The following is a 14,199-nucleotide window of genomic DNA, read 5'->3' as shown; positions in this document are numbered from 1 at the left end:
GGGCAGTGGTGCTTCGCGCCAGCGGATCGAACCTTAGTCAAAGCTCACTTTGCCGCGCCCGGCCTTGACCGCGCCGCGCAGTTTCTTGCCTTTGAGCCGCTGCTCCTTGCCCACCCGGTTGAGCCGGCTTTTCGCACGCTTTTCCGGCAGTTTCTGCGCTTCGGTGAGCAAGTCGGCGAGGCGTTCGCGCGCGTCGGCGCGGTTCATTTCCTGCGTGCGGAAACGGCGCGCGGTCAGCACCAGTTCGCCGCGCGCGGTCATGCGGCTGCCGGCGAGTTGCTTCAGGCGGTGGAACACCGGCGGATCGAGGCGCAGCGCGAAGATGTCGAGGCGAAGCTGCACGGCGGTCGCCACCTTGTTGACGTTCTGCCCGCCCGGCCCGGTCGAGGCGATGAAGCTCTCGGTGGCGAGAGCTTGCGCGCGCTCGATCAGGTCAGCCATCTTGGAAGCCGAGCGCGGTGAAATCGGCGGGCAATGGGCTCGTCGCCGCGACCGGCTCCTTGCCTTCGCGCGGGATGGCCAGCGCGGCGCAATGCAGCATCGTCCGGCTGGCACCTTTGCCCGCGCCATAGACCGGATCGCCGAGCAGCGGCACGCCGAGCCCGGAGGCGGCATGGACGCGGATCTGGTGGGTGCGCCCGGTCTCGGGCCGGAATTCGACCAGCGTCAGCCCGCCGCGCGTGTCCAGCTTGCGCCAGTGCGTGACCGAGGGCTTGCCCTTGCGCGCCGGGATCATCCGCCAGCCGTCCTTCGCAGTGCTGACCTTGGACAGCGCCAGTTCGATCGTGCCTTCCTCGCCGACGATGTCACCCGCCAGCACGCCGAGATAGCGCTTCTCGACCCGCTTTTCCTCGAACGCGGCGGAAAAGCGCTTCAGCGCCTTGGGGTTGCGCGCCAGCAGGAGGCAGCCCGAGGTGTCGCGATCGAGCCGATGGACCGGCATGGGCACGCGCTGGAAGCCCAGCTTCAGTTCGTCGAGCCGATCGTCCAGGCTGGGCCCGCCGGCGCGGGGCCGGTCCAGCGGCAGGCCGGCTGGCTTGTCGATCACCAGGGCCTCGGCATCCTCGAACAGGATCGCAAGCTCGGTCACGCCACGGCCCGGGCGATCCGCCGCAGGGCCTCGTCCAGCGTGGCCTCGTCCGCCGCGAAGCTGATGCGGAAGCCGTCCTTGCCGCCAAAGCCCGATGCCGGCACGATCGCCACGCCGTGTTCCAGCAAGTGCAGCGCCAGCTTCACGTCATCGCCGAAGCGGCCCATCAGCGGCGTGGCATCGACCATGCAGTAGAACGCGCCGTCGGGCACCGGGGTGGAGAGGCCGGGGATAGCGTTGATCGCCGCAACCACCCGGTCGCGCCGCTGGCGGAACCGCTCCCGCCATCCGGCCAGGAATTCCTGCGGCCCTTCGAACGCGGCGACGGCGGCGGCCTGGCTGATCGAGCAGGGATTGCCCGAACTGTGCGACTGGAGCTTTTCCATCGCGCGGATCAGCCATTCCGGGCCTGCCGCCACGCCGATGCGAAAGCCGGTCATCGCGTGGCTCTTGGACAGGCCCGAGACGGTGAGGATGCGGTCGGCAAGGTCCGGGCACAGGTTCGCCAGCGTGGCATGCGGCGCCCCGGTGTAGTTGAGCGGGGCATAGATATCGTCGCTCAGCACCATCACGCGCGGATGGTGGCGCAGCACTTCGCCGATCCCCAGCAGCATTTCGGGCGGATACCAGGCGCCGGTCGGATTGCCGGGGCTGTTGAGCAGCAGCCACTGCGTCCTGGGGCCGATCTGCGCTTCCAGATCGGCGGGCGAAAACCGGAAGCCGCGCCGGGGCGAAGTGATCAGCGGGACGAGCTTGCCGCCAGCGAAGCGCACGATCTCGGGATAGCTGACCCACCATGGGGCAGGCACGATCACTTCCTCGCCCTCGCTCACCGTGGCGAGCAGGGCGTGGAAGATCGCCTGTTTGCCGCCCGCGCTCACCGTCACGCGGCTCACCGGCACTGCGATGCCGAGATCGCGGGCGAAATGCAGCACGGTGGCGTGTTTCAGCCGGCTGGTGCCGCCAACGGGGGTATATTTCGTCTCGCCCCGATCCAGCGCCGCCTTGGCGGCCTCGATGACGTGCGGCGGCGTGGCGAAATCGGGCTCTCCCACCGAGAGCGAGATGATATCGATCCCCTCTTCGCGCAATTGCGTGGCGCGATCGGTCATGGCCGTCGTCTGCGAAGGGGAAATGCGCGAAAGGGCGAGGGAAGTGTGCATCAGGTCAGCAGCCTTGCGGGAAGAAGTCCGCGCAGGCCGTTGCCGATCAGGAAGCCTTCGGCAAGGTCTTCCAGCGTCAGTTCGGCTTCGATCGCGTGGCCCTGGTCGATCAGCGCGCGGCGCAGCACGCCGGGCAGCAGGCCCAGCCGGGCCGGCGGCGTCAGCAGCGTGTCGCCCCGTTCGACGAAAAGGTTGGTGAAGCTGCCTTCGGTGACGCGCCCGTCATCGCGCAGGAACAGCACTTCGTCCGCGCCCGCGCCGCGCGCGGCGGCCAGCCCGGCCGCGTAAAAGCCGCGATCGCTGGTCTTGTGGCGCAGCCGCCAGTCGCTTTCGTCCACGGGCAGGCGCATCACCGCCACGGTCGCGGGCTCGGGCAGGGGGGGCGGCATCTCGGCCAGTTCCAGGCTGTAGGCGCCGCTGCGCGCGGCGACGAGGCGCAGCTTCGCGGGCCGCTCGGCATCGAAGCACAGCGCCTGGATGGCATTGCGCACGGCATGGCGATCGAACGCGAAGCCCAGTTCGGCGGCGCTTGCCTTGATCCGTTCCAGATGCAGTTCAAGATGGACAATGCCCTCTTCGGGCGTGAAACGCATGGTCTCGATCAGGTCGAAACGGGCGGGAGAAGCCTCCCCTGCCGATTGTCGCACGAAACCCCCTTTGACCAAGCATTCCCGCCATTCGGGCAATGCTTCGGAATCCGCGACGATCGCCGATCCCACCCCCAGCACCGCGCGGCCCCCGCCGCCATCGCCGGGTGCCAGGCGCAAAGTGCGGATTGCCACATTAAACGCCGCATCGCCAGAGGCATCGATCCGGCCGATCGCGCCGCAATAGGGCCCGCGCGGATCGCGTTCGGTCGCCGCGATCAACTCCATCGCGCGGATCTTGGGCGCGCCGGTGATCGACCCGCAGGGAAACAGCGCGCGCAGCAGGTCCACCGCGCCCAGCCCCTCGCGCAGCGTGCCATGGACGGTGGAGACCATCTGGTGGACCGTGGGATAAGTCTCGACCGCGAAAGGCGCCTCGACCCGGACGCTGCCCGCTTCGGCCACGCGCGAAAGGTCGTTGCGCATCAGGTCGACGATCATCAGGTTTTCCGCCCGATCCTTGATCGAGGCGGCGAGTTCGGCGCGCAAGGCATGGTCATGCTCCGCGTCGCGCCCGCGCGGACGCGTGCCTTTCATCGGCTTGACCCGCGCCGAACGGCCGCGCAGCGCGAAGAACAGCTCGGGCGAGAAGCTGAGCAGCCAGTGCGCGCCATCGTGCACCACCCCGCCATAGCCGGCCTCCGCCGCCGGGCGGATGGCGGCGTAAAGCGACAGCGGATCGCCGCGATAGGGCCCGGCCAGCGGGAAGGTGAGGTTCGCCTGATAGATGTCGCCAGCGGTGATCGCTTCGCGCAGGCCGGCGAAATCGCGGGCATAGGCGCCCAGCGAGACTTGCGGTTCCAGCGGCCCGATCGCCGCGCCCGGCGCGGCGGCGTGGCGCGCCAGCCAGGCCGGCATCGCGGTTGCGGGAATCGTCTCGTACCCCCTGAAGGCGCCGAACCACAGCAGCGGACCGTCCGCCCCGGTGCGCCGGGGCAGCAGGCCGGCCAGGCGCGGTTCGAGCGCGAGCCCGGCTTCATAGGCGATATAGCCGGCCAGCTCGCGCCCCGCGGCGGCCAGATCGCCGATGCGTTCGAGCGCGGGAGCCACTTCCTCGGCGCGGCGCGCGATCACCGTCTCCACCGGATCGCGGTAGAGCCGCGCGTCGGCGGCGCCTTCGGGGCGGGCATCGTCGAGAAGGACGAACGGGCTGGGCATCGCGGATCGCTGCATGGTACCGCGCCATCCCTAGCGGCCCGCGCGCGCGCTGGCAAAAAAGCCTCTCGCCCTCAGGCCGTGGCGGTCCTATCACAAGCCGCGAAGCGGGCTGGGAGCGATGCATGGACGAAATCTACCTGGGGCTGGGCGGCAACGGTGAACGGCAGGTGCTGCGCCTCGGGCGCGCCAACCGTCACGGGCTGGTCGCCGGGGCCACGGGTACGGGCAAGACGGTGACGCTCCAGACCGTGGCCGAGCAGTTTTCCGCCGCCGGCGTCCCGGTGTTCCTGGCCGATGTGAAGGGCGATCTTTCGGGCATCGCCATGGCCGGCAGCGCGCAGGCCAGGAATGCCGACAAGCTGGAAGCGCGGGCCCGGGAAATCGGCATCGCCGACTATGCCTATCGGGACAACCCGGCGGTGTTCTGGGATCTCTATGGCGAGCAGGGGCACCCCATCCGCACGACGATCTCCGAGATGGGGCCGCTGCTGCTGGCGCGGCTGCTGGATCTTAACGAGACGCAGGAAGGCGTGCTCAACATCGTCTTCCGCTTCGCCGACGAGCAGGGCCTGCTGCTGCTCGATCTGGACGACCTGCAGGCCATGCTGGCCCACGCCGCCGAGCACGCGGGCGATCTTTCCGCCCGGTACGGCAATGTTTCCAAGGCCAGCGTCGGCACGATCCAGCGCCAGCTCCTCACGCTCGACAGCCAGGGCGCGGCCCAGTTCTTCGGCGAGCCGGCGCTGGAGATCAAGGATTTCATCCGCTGCGACGAGCAGGGGCGCGGCGTGATCAACGTGCTGGCCGCCGACAAGCTGATGCAGAGCCCCAAGCTCTACGCCACCTTCCTGCTCTGGCTGCTGGCCGAACTGTTCGAGACGCTGCCCGAAGTGGGCGACCCGGAAAAGCCGGGCCTGGTGTTCTTCTTCGACGAGGCGCACTTGCTGTTCGATGATGCGCCCAAGGCGCTGCAGGACAAGATCGAGCAAGTCGTGCGGCTGATCCGTTCCAAGGGCGTGGGCGTCTATTTCGTCACCCAGAACCCGATCGACGTGCCCGAGGAGGTCGCGGGCCAGCTGGGCAACCGCGTGCAGCACGCGCTGCGCGCCTTCACCCCGCGCGACCAGAAGGCGATCAAGGCGGCGGCCGAGACCTTTCGGATCAACCCCGACCTTGATGTCGAGGCGGCGATCACCGAGCTGAAGGTGGGCGAGGCGCTGGTTTCCACGCTGGACGACGAAGGCGCGCCATCGGTGGTGCAGCGCACGCTGATCGCGCCGCCGCGTTCGCGGCTCGGGCCGGTCACGCCCAAGGAACGGGCCATCATCCAGTCGATCAGCCCGTTCGGGGGCAAGTATGACCAGCGGGTGGACCGTGAGAGCGCCGAAGAAGTGCTCGCGGCCAAGGCGGCCGATGCCGCCGCCACCGCCCGGCAAGTCGAGGAAAAAGGAGAGGAGGAAGTCCGCAAGCGCGAACGCATGAGCACCGGGCTCTGGGACGGGCTTGCCGGGAAAGTCGCCAGGCAGGCGGCGGGCGCCGCCGCGGCCAGCGCGGGGGCGATCCTGGCGGGCAAGCTGCAGGGCAAGACCAGCCGGGCCAGCCCCACCGCCTCCGCCGCCAGCGCGGCGGCGGGCACGATCGGCTCGACGATCGAAAAGGCTCTCGGCATTCCCGGCATCGGCCGTTTCGCGCGCAATCTTATCGGCGGGCTGATGCGATAACCGGATGGCGCCAAAGCGACTGATTTTTTCCATTGCCGCTGCCGTCCTTGCCGTTCTTGCAAACCCCGCGTTGGGGGAGGACGGGCAGCCGATCGAGGTTGTGGGCGAACGCGCTCCGCCGGCCGCCCTCGCGGGCCGCCTGGGGGACGAAGTGCGGCCGGTCGCCTATCGGCTGGACCTGACGGTCGATCCTTCGCGGGAGCGGTTCGGCGGGCAGGTGGAGATCGACGTGACCCTGGCCGGGCCCCGGCACGAGATCGACCTGCATGGCCGCGATCTGGACGTGCGGCGGGCCGAGGCGCGCATCGGCGGCAGGATCGTGGCGGGGCGCTGGCGCCAGCGCGATCCGACCGGCGGCGCCACCCTGACCTTTCCCGAGGATCTGCCGGCGGGCCCCGTCACGCTGGTGTTCGATTACGATGCCGCTTTCGCGCAGAGCCCGGCCGGCATGTTCCACCTGCAAGTCGACGGCGCGTGGTACAGCTGGACCCAGTTCCAGTCGATCGACGCGCGCGCGGCGTTTCCCTCGTTCGACCAGCCCGGCTTCAAGACGCCGTTTTCCATCACGCTGCACACGCCCCCCGGCCTCATGGCGGTGAGCAATGCGCCCGAGATCTCCACCACCGCGCGCGACGGGGGCGAGGTCCACCGCTTCGCCGAAACGCCGCCGCTGCCGACCTATCTGGTGGCGATGATGGTGGGGCCGTTCGTCAGCCTGGCGGGCGAAGTGCCGCCCACCGTGCAACGCGCCAGGCCGCTGCCGCTGCGCATCATCACCACGCGCCAGAACGCAGGCAAGATGGCCTTCGCGCTCGAAGGCTCCAAGCTGATCGTACGGCTGCTGGAAGATTACTTCGACGGGCCGTTCCCGTTTCCCAAGCTCGATCAGGTCACGACGCCGATCCTGCCCGGCGCGATGGAGAACCCCGGCGCGGACCTTTACCGCGACGACCTGCTGATCATGGACGAGAACGCGCCCGTCGCGCAGCAGCGCGAATTCGGCCGCATCGTCGCGCACGAGCTGGCCCACCAGTGGTTCGGCGATCTGGTCACGCCCGAATGGTGGGACGATCTCTGGCTGAACGAGAGCTTCGCCAACACGATGGGCTATTTCATCGGCGATGCCTGGCGGCCCGCGCTCAATATCCGTTCGGGCGTGCTGGTGGAGGGGTTCGAAGCGATGAACACCGACGCGCTGGTGGCCGGCCGGCCGATCCGCCAGCCGATCAGGAGCAATGACCGGATCGATTCGGCTTTCGATTCGATCACATACGGCAAGGGCGGGCACGTGATCGCGATGATCTCGGTCTATCTCGGGCGCGATACCTTCCGCGATGGGGTGCGCCGCTATATCGCCGCGCATCGCTACGGCACGGCCACCAGCGCCGATTTCTTCGACGCGCTGGCCGAAGCGGCCAACGATCCGCGCATCGTCACCGCCATGCGCAGCTTCGTGGAACAGCAGGGCGTGCCGCTGCTCGTCTTCCGGCGCGATGGCGATCGCTTCACCGTCAGCCAGTTGCGCTATGCCCCGTTCAGCGAAGTGGCGCCGGATACCCGCTGGTCTATCCCGATGTGCGTGCGGCGCGATCGCAACCGGCTGTGCAAGCTGATTACCGAGCGGACCGAGCATTTCGAGCTGAAAGGCGACGGTCCGCTGGTGCCCAATGTCTGGGGCACCGGCTATTACCGCTTCGAGCTGGCCGACCGCCACTGGCAGGCGCTGATCCGGCACGCGAACCGGTTGAGCGGCGGGGAAGCGCTGGCGCTGGTCGATTCGCTCAATGCCTCGGTCCTGGCCGGGCGGGGCAACGTGTCGGAACTGGCGCGGCTGGCGCGCAAGCTGGTCCGCCACCCGGACAGCTACGCCGCCGATGCCGCCGACCGGGCGATGAGCGATCTGGTGCGCATGGGCATCGTCGATGCCGAAGGACGGCGCGGCTGGCGCGATTTCCGCCAGCGGACCTATCTCAAGCTGCTGGGCGAATATGGCTTCGATCCGCGCGCCGGGGCCTACGCGCACGAGCCGGCCGAGCGCACGCAGCGGCGCGTGCAGATCGTCTCGGCGCTGCTCGGCACCGCGGGGGCGGGGCACTTGCGGCGCCAGCTGCGCGATGCGACCGAGGCCTATCTGGCCGGCGACCATGCCGCGCTCGATCCGTCATGGCTGGCCCACGCGCTCGACCTCCACCTCTATTTCGGTAACGACAAGACGGCGCGGGCGCTGGTCGAACAGGCGCTCTCGTCCGAAGATCCGGTGTTCCGGCCCGAGGCGCTGGGCGCGGCGGCGCGCACCGGCAACAAGGCCATCGCCGCCTGGCTGCTCGACCTGGACGATCCGCGCCTGCGCCCCAGCGAGCGCAGCGACATCCTGGATGGCGTCATGGCGCGCAGTTCGACGCGCGATGAAGGCTACGAATGGATCGTGCGCCATGCCGACAGCCTGCTTTCGGGCAGCGGCGGCCTGTTCTTCGCGACCCGGCTGCCGCGCGCGGTCGGCCATTTCTGCTCGGTCGCGCGGGCGGACCGCATCGCCAGCGACTTGCGGCCCAAGCTGGCCGCGACGCCGGGCGCGGTGGAACTGGAACGCTCGATCGAGCGCGTGCGCAATTGCGGCGTGCTCGACAAGACGCTGGGGATGGAAATCTCGCGCGGCTTCGCCAAGCTCAGGTGAGCGGCAGCGCCAGCCGCGCGGTCAGGCCCAGGATCGCCCCGTCGGGCGCGCGCCGGTTCGACAAGGTGAGGTCGCCGCCATGCTGGTCGGCAATGGCGCGGGCCAGCGCGAGGCCCAGCCCGGCGCCCCCGGTTTCCGAATTGCGCGAGGGGTCGCCGCGCGTGAACGGATGCATCATCGCCTCGATCACGTCGTCGGGAATGCCCGGCCCTTCATCGTCGATGCGGATGACGGCCAGCCCGCCCTCGCGCGCCAGCGAGACGCGCGCGCGCTGGCCATAGCGCAAGGCATTGCCGATCAGGTTGCGCAGCGCCCGGCGCAGCCAGGTCGGCCGCAGTTCCAGCACCACGCGCTCGATCTCGCCGAACTCCACCGGCTCGCCCATGTCCTCGTATTCCTCGATCACCGAGCCGACCAGCGCGGAAAGCTCGGTGCGTTCACGCGGGTCGCTGGGCCGGCCGACGCGGGCGAGCGAGAGGATATCGTCCAGCGTGCGCACGATATCCTCGATCGTGGAGGCCATGCGCGCGCGCTCGGTATCGTCCTCGACCGATTCGATCCGCACGCGCAGCGCGGCCAGCGGGGTCTTGAGGTCGTGCCCGATCGCGCCGAGCATCACGTCCTTCTCGTCCAGCAGCGCGGCGATGCGCGCTTCCATGGCATTGTGCGCCACGATCAGCCGGCGCATGTCATCCGGGCCCGAAGGCAGCACCTGGCCATCGGCGTCCTGCGTCGCGGCGAAGTGCTCGATCCGCCGGGTCAGCGCGGCGAGCGGCCGGGTGATGCGCCGCAGGATCAGCGCCACCGCGCCCACCAGCACCAGATAGATCACCAGCGTCTGGACCAGCAGCGGCCGCAGCAAGGCGGATTCGGCGCGGGGCGAACGGATGCGCGCGATCATCCAGCTTGCATCGGGCGCCGCGCGCACACCGGCCACCAGCAGATGCGTATCGTGCGCCTCCTTGTCATCGCCCCGACCCTGGCCTTGCCGCGCCGCGTGGCGCGCGGCCCAGGCGCGGGCCACCGGATCGTCGCCGACCGCGCGTTGCACGACGACGACTTGCGCGGCCGGGATGCCCTGTTCCGTCAGGATCTCGCGCAGGCCGGTTTCGGCATGATCATCGGAGACTTCGCCCGCCTGGAGCGGCGATCGCGAGCTGTATTCCACGCGCAGCCCGCGCGGCAGCCCATCGCCGAACGGGTTGAAGCGCCGCACCTGGGCAGCGCGCTTGGCGCCGCGCGTCTCCATCGCCAGCCGGAAGGCGACCGCGTTCAGCAGCGCGCTTTCGAAGCGTTCGCGCTGCGCGCGATAGATCAGCACGGCGCTGATGCTCTGGACCAGCAGCAGCGCGACCGCCACCGCGAGCAGCATCTGGCCCATCAGGCTGCGGGGGCGCGGGAAATTCATGCCGCATCCTGCGGAACGCGCCTGACATCGGCGGCCAGCATGTAGCCGCCGCCCCAGACGGTCTGGATCAGTTGCGGATTGCGGCTGTCGACCTCGATTTTGCGGCGCAGGCGGCTGACCTGGTTGTCGACCGCGCGATCGAACAGATGCGCCTCGCGGCCCTGCACCATGTCGAGCAGCCGGTCGCGATCGAGCACTTGCCGGGGATGCTCAAGGAAGGCCATCAGCAGCCGGAACTCGACCGAGGAAATGGCGACGACCGCGCCTTCGCTGTCGGTGAGCCGGCGCTTGAGCGGATCGAGTTGCCAGCCTTCGAATTCGAACACCTCGTCCTCGACCGGCGCGGCCGACGGCGTGCGCGCCGCGCGGCGCAGCACGCTGCGCACGCGTGCGACCAGTTCGCGCGGCTCGAACGGCTTGACGACATAGTCGTCGGCGCCGATCTCCAGGCCGATGATCCGGTCGGTCGCCTCGCCTCGGGCGGTGATGAAGATCACGGGAATGTCGCGGCTTTCAACAAGGTGCCGGCACAGCGAAAGGCCATCCTCGCCCGGCATCATGATATCGAGCAGGACCAGGTCGGCCGTATCCTCGCGCAGGCGGCTGCGCGCGTCGGCGGCGCTGGCGGCCTGGGTCACGTCGAACCCCTGGCGCGAGAGGTACTCGGCCAGGGGTTCGCGCAGGGCTGCTTCGTCATCGACAAGCAGCAGCTTGGTGGGCGCGGATTCATTCATGGGATTCGCCTGCCGCGCCCTCCGGTCAATTCGCGGCCTTGCTGGCGCGCATTTCCTGCCACTTGGCCTTCATCTGCGCCCGCGCGGCCTGCCGTTCCTCCTTCGTGACCTGGCCGTCCTTGTTGGCGTCCAGCATATCGAAGTGCTTGGCGGCGGCGGCGGTGAATTCGGCCTGGGTGATCGCGCCGTCCTTGTCGGCATCGGCCATCCGGCCCATCATCATCATGCCGCCATGGCCGCCGCGCTTGCCCCAGCCGCGATGGCCGCGATCCTTGCCGTCCTGGCCCTTGTCGCCCCGGTTGGCCATCGGCCCGTCGCCCATCGGCTTTTGCACCATGAACTCGGCGCGCGAGATCTGGCCGTCGCTGTTGGCGTCGAGCGCGGCGAACCGCTTCGCGCGCATTTCCTCCATGCGCGCCGTGCGGTCCGCCTTGTCCAGCTTGCCGTCCTTGTTGGCATCCATCCGGGTGAACATCGCCGCGGCATGGGTCTGCATCTCGGCGCGGGTGAGGGTTCCGTTGCCATCGGCATCGGGGCGCGTGCTCTGCTGGGCATAGGCGCCGCCCGCCATCGCGAGCGCGGCTATCGGCAGGCCGATCATCCACTTTTTCATTTCAATCACTCCAATCACTGCTTCCAGGGGAAAACGGTGAAAGCCGCGAGGCGGGGGAAGGGAAGGGAAGTTTCTGCCCCGCGACTTTCTAAGGAGCAGTTCTAGAGCCATTGTGTCGCGCGTTTATGCCGGTATTCCGCGAATTTGTCGCCAATTGTCACCAAAGCGAACATGTGTTCATGCGGCCGCAAGTTCCTCCGGCATTGTTGGCTTCTCGCCATGTTCATGGCTGGGCCGGCACGCAGAACGCATTCATCTTGTTGCCATCGGGATCGCGAAAATAGGCGGCGAAGAAACCATTGGCGCGTGGGCCCGGAGGGCCTTCGCAACTGCCGCCATGGGCCAGCGCGGCGGCGTGGACATCGCGCACCTGCTGCTCGCTCGCGGCCATCAGCGCGAACATCGTGCCGTTGCCCCGGTTGGCCGCTTCGCCGTCGAACGGATAAGTGATGCCGATGCTTGGCCCGCCATCGGGAAAGCTCCAGCCGATCGCGCGATCGTGCGCGAAGCTGCGCGCGCCGCCGAAGGCGTCCATGATCGCATCGTAAAAGCGCGCCCCGCGCTCCAGGTCATTGGTTCCGAAAGTCACGTGGGCAACCGGCACTGTCTCTCTCCCGCTTGTTGGCGGGCCGATTGAAGCAAGCCGGCCGCCCCGTGGCAAGGGCCGCGATGGCGCGCGGCCGGGGGCCGGATGCCGTCAACCCGCGACGAAGGCGTTGAGCTTGTTGCCATCGGGATCGCGGAAATAAGCGGCATAGAAGCCTTCGCCGCGCGGCCCCGGCGCGCCTTCGTCGGTGCCGCCGTGGCTCAGCGCGATATCGTACAGGCGCTTGACCTGATCCTCGTCCTTCGCTTCGAGCGCGACCATCACGCCGTTGCCCACTGTCGCGGCCTTGCCGTCAAACGGCCTGGTCAGGCCGATGCCGGGCGCGCCGCCGGGCACGCCCCAGGCAATGAAGCTCTCGAAGTCCATCATGCGGCCCACGCCCAGTTCGGCAGCGATGGCATCGTAGAACCTCGCGCCGCGCTGCAGGTCGTTGGTGCCGAGCGTTACGTATCCGATCATCTCATGGGTCTCCCTTGCGACTCAGTCAATAATCAGAACATTACGAGAACAAAGGTCGTCCTACAAGGGCTGGCACTGCGCTTCCAGCCAGGCCTTGTCCGCGCCTTCGAGCCGGGGCCCGATCACCTCCAGCACGCGTGCGTGATAGGCATTCCACCAGGCGCGTTCCTCGGGCGCGAGCAGCGCCGGATCGACTAGCGCCCGGTCGATCGGCACCAGCGTGAGCGTTTCGAAGCCGAGGAACGCGTCTTCCGCCCCCGCGATCTCGCGCGGCTCGACCAGCACCAGGTTCTCGATGCGGATGCCGTATTCGCCGGTCTTGTAGTAGCCCGGCTCGTCCGAAAGGATCATGCCGGGCAGCAGCTCCTGATCGCCGCCGGCCTGCGCGCCGCCCGACTTGGCGATGCGCTGCGGCCCTTCATGCACCGAAAGGAAGCTGCCGACGCCGTGGCCGGTGCCGTGCGCATAGTCGAGGCCGGCGGACCACAGGAACTGCCGCGCCAGCACGTCGAGCTGGCTGCCCGACGTGCCGCGCGGGAAGACCGCGCGGGCCAGCGCGATGTGGCCCTTGAGCACGCGGGTGAAGCGGTCCTTCACTTCGGCGGGCGGTGCGCCGGGGCCGATCCAGACGGTGCGGGTGATATCGGTGGTGCCGTCCGGGTACTGGCCGCCCGAATCGACGAGATAGACGCTGCCCGGTTCGAGCACGCGGTTGGTCTCCTCGCTGACGCGGTAGTGGACCACGGCGCCGTTCGGCCCCGCGCCCGAGATCGTGTCGAACGACAGGTCGCGCAAGTCCCCGCTGTCCTCGCGGAAGCGCTGGAGCCGAGCGGCGGCGGCCAGTTCGTCCACGCCGCCCTTGGGCGCCTCAGTCGCGATCCAGCGCAGGAAGCGCGAGACGGCGGCGCCATCGCGCGCCTGCGCGTCGCGGTGGCCCTGCTGTTCGACCGGGTTCTTCACCGCCTTGGGCAGCACGGTGGGATCGCGTTCCTCGATCACCGTCGCCCCGCCCTGTTCCAGCGCGGTGAAGATCGCCTGCACCGCGCGTTCGGGATCGACCGCGATGCGCTTGCCGGCCAGGCCATGCAGCGCCGGCACGAAGCCCTCGCGCGGCTGGATGCGCACCGCATTGCCCAGATGCTGGCGCAGTTCGGGCGTCAGCTTCTCCTCGGCGATGAACAGGTCGGCGGTGCCATCGGCATGGGCGATGACATAGGACAGCGTGACCGGCGTGCGTTCCACGTCGCTGCCGCGGATGTTGAGCAGCCAGGCGATCGAATCGAGCGCGGAGATCACGGCGGCATCGAGCTTGCGTTCGGTCAGCCATTCGGACACCGCCTCGCGCTTGGCCTGGCTCGACAGGCCGGCGAAGCGATCCGCGTGCACCAGCGCCGGGGCGGGGGAAGGGGCGGGCCGATCGTCCCAGATGGCATCGACCGGGTTGGCCGCCACCGCGACGAGTTCGCCGTCCTTTTCCGCCAGCGCCTTCGTCACCGCCGCGACCCAGCCCTTGCCATGGAGCCAGGCGTCATAGCCGATCCGTGCGCCGGCCGGGGCATGGGTGCCCAGCCATTTGGCCACATTGGTCTGCGGCACGCTTTCATAGGCATAGAGCCGTCCGTCGACCTGATCGCGCACTTGCAGCGTATAGCGGCCATCGACGAAGATCGCGGCCGAAGGTTCCAGCGCGCTGTCGGTCAGCACCGCGACGGTGCCGGCCGATCCGCCGAACCCGGTCAGCCAGGCGAGGCGCTGGGCATAGGCGCCGACATATTCGCTCATATGCTCGTCTGAAATCGGGATGACGAACCCGTCGAGCCCCTGTCGCTGGAGTTCCTTGCGCAAGGCATCGAGGCGGGCTTCATGGGTGTTCATCAGCATGGTTCGGGTATCCGGCTTGCGGGGGCCATCCCGCCAACATAGAT

The 14,199-nt window shown here is 68.8% G+C and carries 12 protein-coding genes; 2 read left to right on the top strand and 10 right to left on the bottom strand.

All coding sequences use genetic code 11. From position 1 onward, the window contains the following. Positions 1-33 precede the first annotated feature (33 nt). From arfB to pabB, 4 genes are read right to left on the bottom strand one after another with little or no spacing between them, the layout of a single operon-like run. The gene (arfB, locus tag PYV00_RS03470) at positions 34-441 is read right to left on the bottom strand and encodes an alternative ribosome rescue aminoacyl-tRNA hydrolase ArfB (RefSeq protein ID WP_275226858.1); all 408 of its coding nucleotides are present in this window, start codon (positions 439-441) and stop codon (positions 34-36) included. Beyond that, a complete protein-coding gene (locus PYV00_RS03465) occupies positions 434-1,090 on the bottom strand; it encodes an RluA family pseudouridine synthase (RefSeq protein ID WP_275226857.1) in 657 nt (218 codons plus the stop codon). The genes arfB and PYV00_RS03465 overlap by 8 nt, the downstream gene beginning before the upstream one ends. Beyond that, the gene (locus PYV00_RS03460; RefSeq protein WP_275226856.1) at positions 1,087-2,253 is read right to left on the bottom strand and encodes a pyridoxal phosphate-dependent aminotransferase; all 1,167 of its coding nucleotides are present in this window, start codon (positions 2,251-2,253) and stop codon (positions 1,087-1,089) included. Before PYV00_RS03460 ends, PYV00_RS03465 begins: the two co-directional genes overlap by 4 nt. Further along, a complete protein-coding gene (gene pabB / locus PYV00_RS03455) occupies positions 2,253-4,058 on the bottom strand; it encodes an aminodeoxychorismate synthase component I (RefSeq protein WP_275227020.1) in 1,806 nt (601 codons plus the stop codon). The genes PYV00_RS03460 and pabB overlap by 1 nt, the downstream gene beginning before the upstream one ends. 122 nt (positions 4,059-4,180) lie before the next feature. Between pabB and PYV00_RS03450 the strand changes: the two genes are divergently transcribed. After that, complete coding sequence (locus tag PYV00_RS03450) at positions 4,181-5,779, top strand: helicase HerA-like domain-containing protein (protein WP_275226855.1); 1,599 nt, start codon at positions 4,181-4,183, stop codon at positions 5,777-5,779. A 70-nt stretch (positions 5,780-5,849) separates the two neighbouring features. Then, positions 5,850-8,453, top strand: coding sequence for a M1 family metallopeptidase (locus PYV00_RS03445; RefSeq protein ID WP_275226854.1), 2,604 nt, complete (start codon positions 5,850-5,852; stop codon positions 8,451-8,453). Here the strand turns inward: PYV00_RS03445 and PYV00_RS03440 are convergent. The 6 genes from PYV00_RS03440 to PYV00_RS03415 form a co-directional block, all read right to left on the bottom strand. Further along, positions 8,446-9,861, bottom strand: a complete 1,416-nt coding sequence (locus tag PYV00_RS03440; RefSeq protein ID WP_275226853.1) for an ATP-binding protein — start codon at positions 9,859-9,861, stop codon at positions 8,446-8,448. The two genes, PYV00_RS03445 and PYV00_RS03440, sit on opposite strands and share 8 nt — an antisense overlap. Further along, positions 9,858-10,595, bottom strand: coding sequence for a response regulator (locus PYV00_RS03435; RefSeq protein WP_275226852.1), 738 nt, complete (start codon positions 10,593-10,595; stop codon positions 9,858-9,860). The genes PYV00_RS03440 and PYV00_RS03435 overlap by 4 nt, the downstream gene beginning before the upstream one ends. A 25-nt stretch (positions 10,596-10,620) precedes the next feature. Continuing rightward, on the bottom strand, positions 10,621-11,196 hold the full coding sequence (locus PYV00_RS03430) for an EF-hand domain-containing protein (protein ID WP_275226851.1): 576 nt from the start codon (positions 11,194-11,196) through the stop codon (positions 10,621-10,623). Between the two features lie 235 nt (positions 11,197-11,431). Beyond that, a complete protein-coding gene (locus PYV00_RS03425) occupies positions 11,432-11,812 on the bottom strand; it encodes a VOC family protein (protein ID WP_275226850.1) in 381 nt (126 codons plus the stop codon). A gap of 93 nt (positions 11,813-11,905) precedes the next feature. Beyond that, a complete protein-coding gene (locus PYV00_RS03420) occupies positions 11,906-12,274 on the bottom strand; it encodes a VOC family protein (protein WP_275226849.1) in 369 nt (122 codons plus the stop codon). A gap of 60 nt (positions 12,275-12,334) precedes the next feature. Then, a complete protein-coding gene (locus tag PYV00_RS03415) occupies positions 12,335-14,149 on the bottom strand; it encodes an aminopeptidase P family protein (RefSeq protein ID WP_275227019.1) in 1,815 nt (604 codons plus the stop codon). Between the last annotated feature and the right edge of the window lie 50 nt (positions 14,150-14,199).

Source organism: Novosphingobium album (ex Liu et al. 2023) (assembly GCF_029076845.1).
Classification (GTDB): Bacteria; Pseudomonadota; Alphaproteobacteria; order Sphingomonadales; family Sphingomonadaceae; genus Novosphingobium.
The sequence above is the reverse complement of the archived record's forward strand: the minus strand, read 5'-3'. Positions and strand labels throughout refer to the sequence as shown.

Excerpts from the sequence above, each read along its gene's own strand:
- pabB (WP_275227020.1), bottom strand. The coding sequence starts at position 4,058 with ATGCCCAGCCCGTTCGTCCTTCTCGACGATGCCCGCCCCGAAGGCGCC.
- PYV00_RS03430 (WP_275226851.1), bottom strand. The coding sequence starts at position 11,196 with ATGATCGGCCTGCCGATAGCCGCGCTCGCGATGGCGGGCGGCGCCTAT.
- arfB (WP_275226858.1), bottom strand. The coding sequence starts at position 441 with ATGGCTGACCTGATCGAGCGCGCGCAAGCTCTCGCCACCGAGAGCTTC.
- PYV00_RS03415 (WP_275227019.1), bottom strand. The coding sequence starts at position 14,149 with ATGAACACCCATGAAGCCCGCCTCGATGCCTTGCGCAAGGAACTCCAG.
- PYV00_RS03450 (WP_275226855.1), top strand. The coding sequence starts at position 4,181 with ATGGACGAAATCTACCTGGGGCTGGGCGGCAACGGTGAACGGCAGGTG.
- PYV00_RS03420 (WP_275226849.1), bottom strand. The coding sequence starts at position 12,274 with ATGATCGGATACGTAACGCTCGGCACCAACGACCTGCAGCGCGGCGCG.
- PYV00_RS03435 (WP_275226852.1), bottom strand. The coding sequence starts at position 10,595 with ATGAATGAATCCGCGCCCACCAAGCTGCTGCTTGTCGATGACGAAGCA.
- PYV00_RS03460 (WP_275226856.1), bottom strand. The coding sequence starts at position 2,253 with ATGCACACTTCCCTCGCCCTTTCGCGCATTTCCCCTTCGCAGACGACG.
- PYV00_RS03440 (WP_275226853.1), bottom strand. The coding sequence starts at position 9,861 with ATGAATTTCCCGCGCCCCCGCAGCCTGATGGGCCAGATGCTGCTCGCG.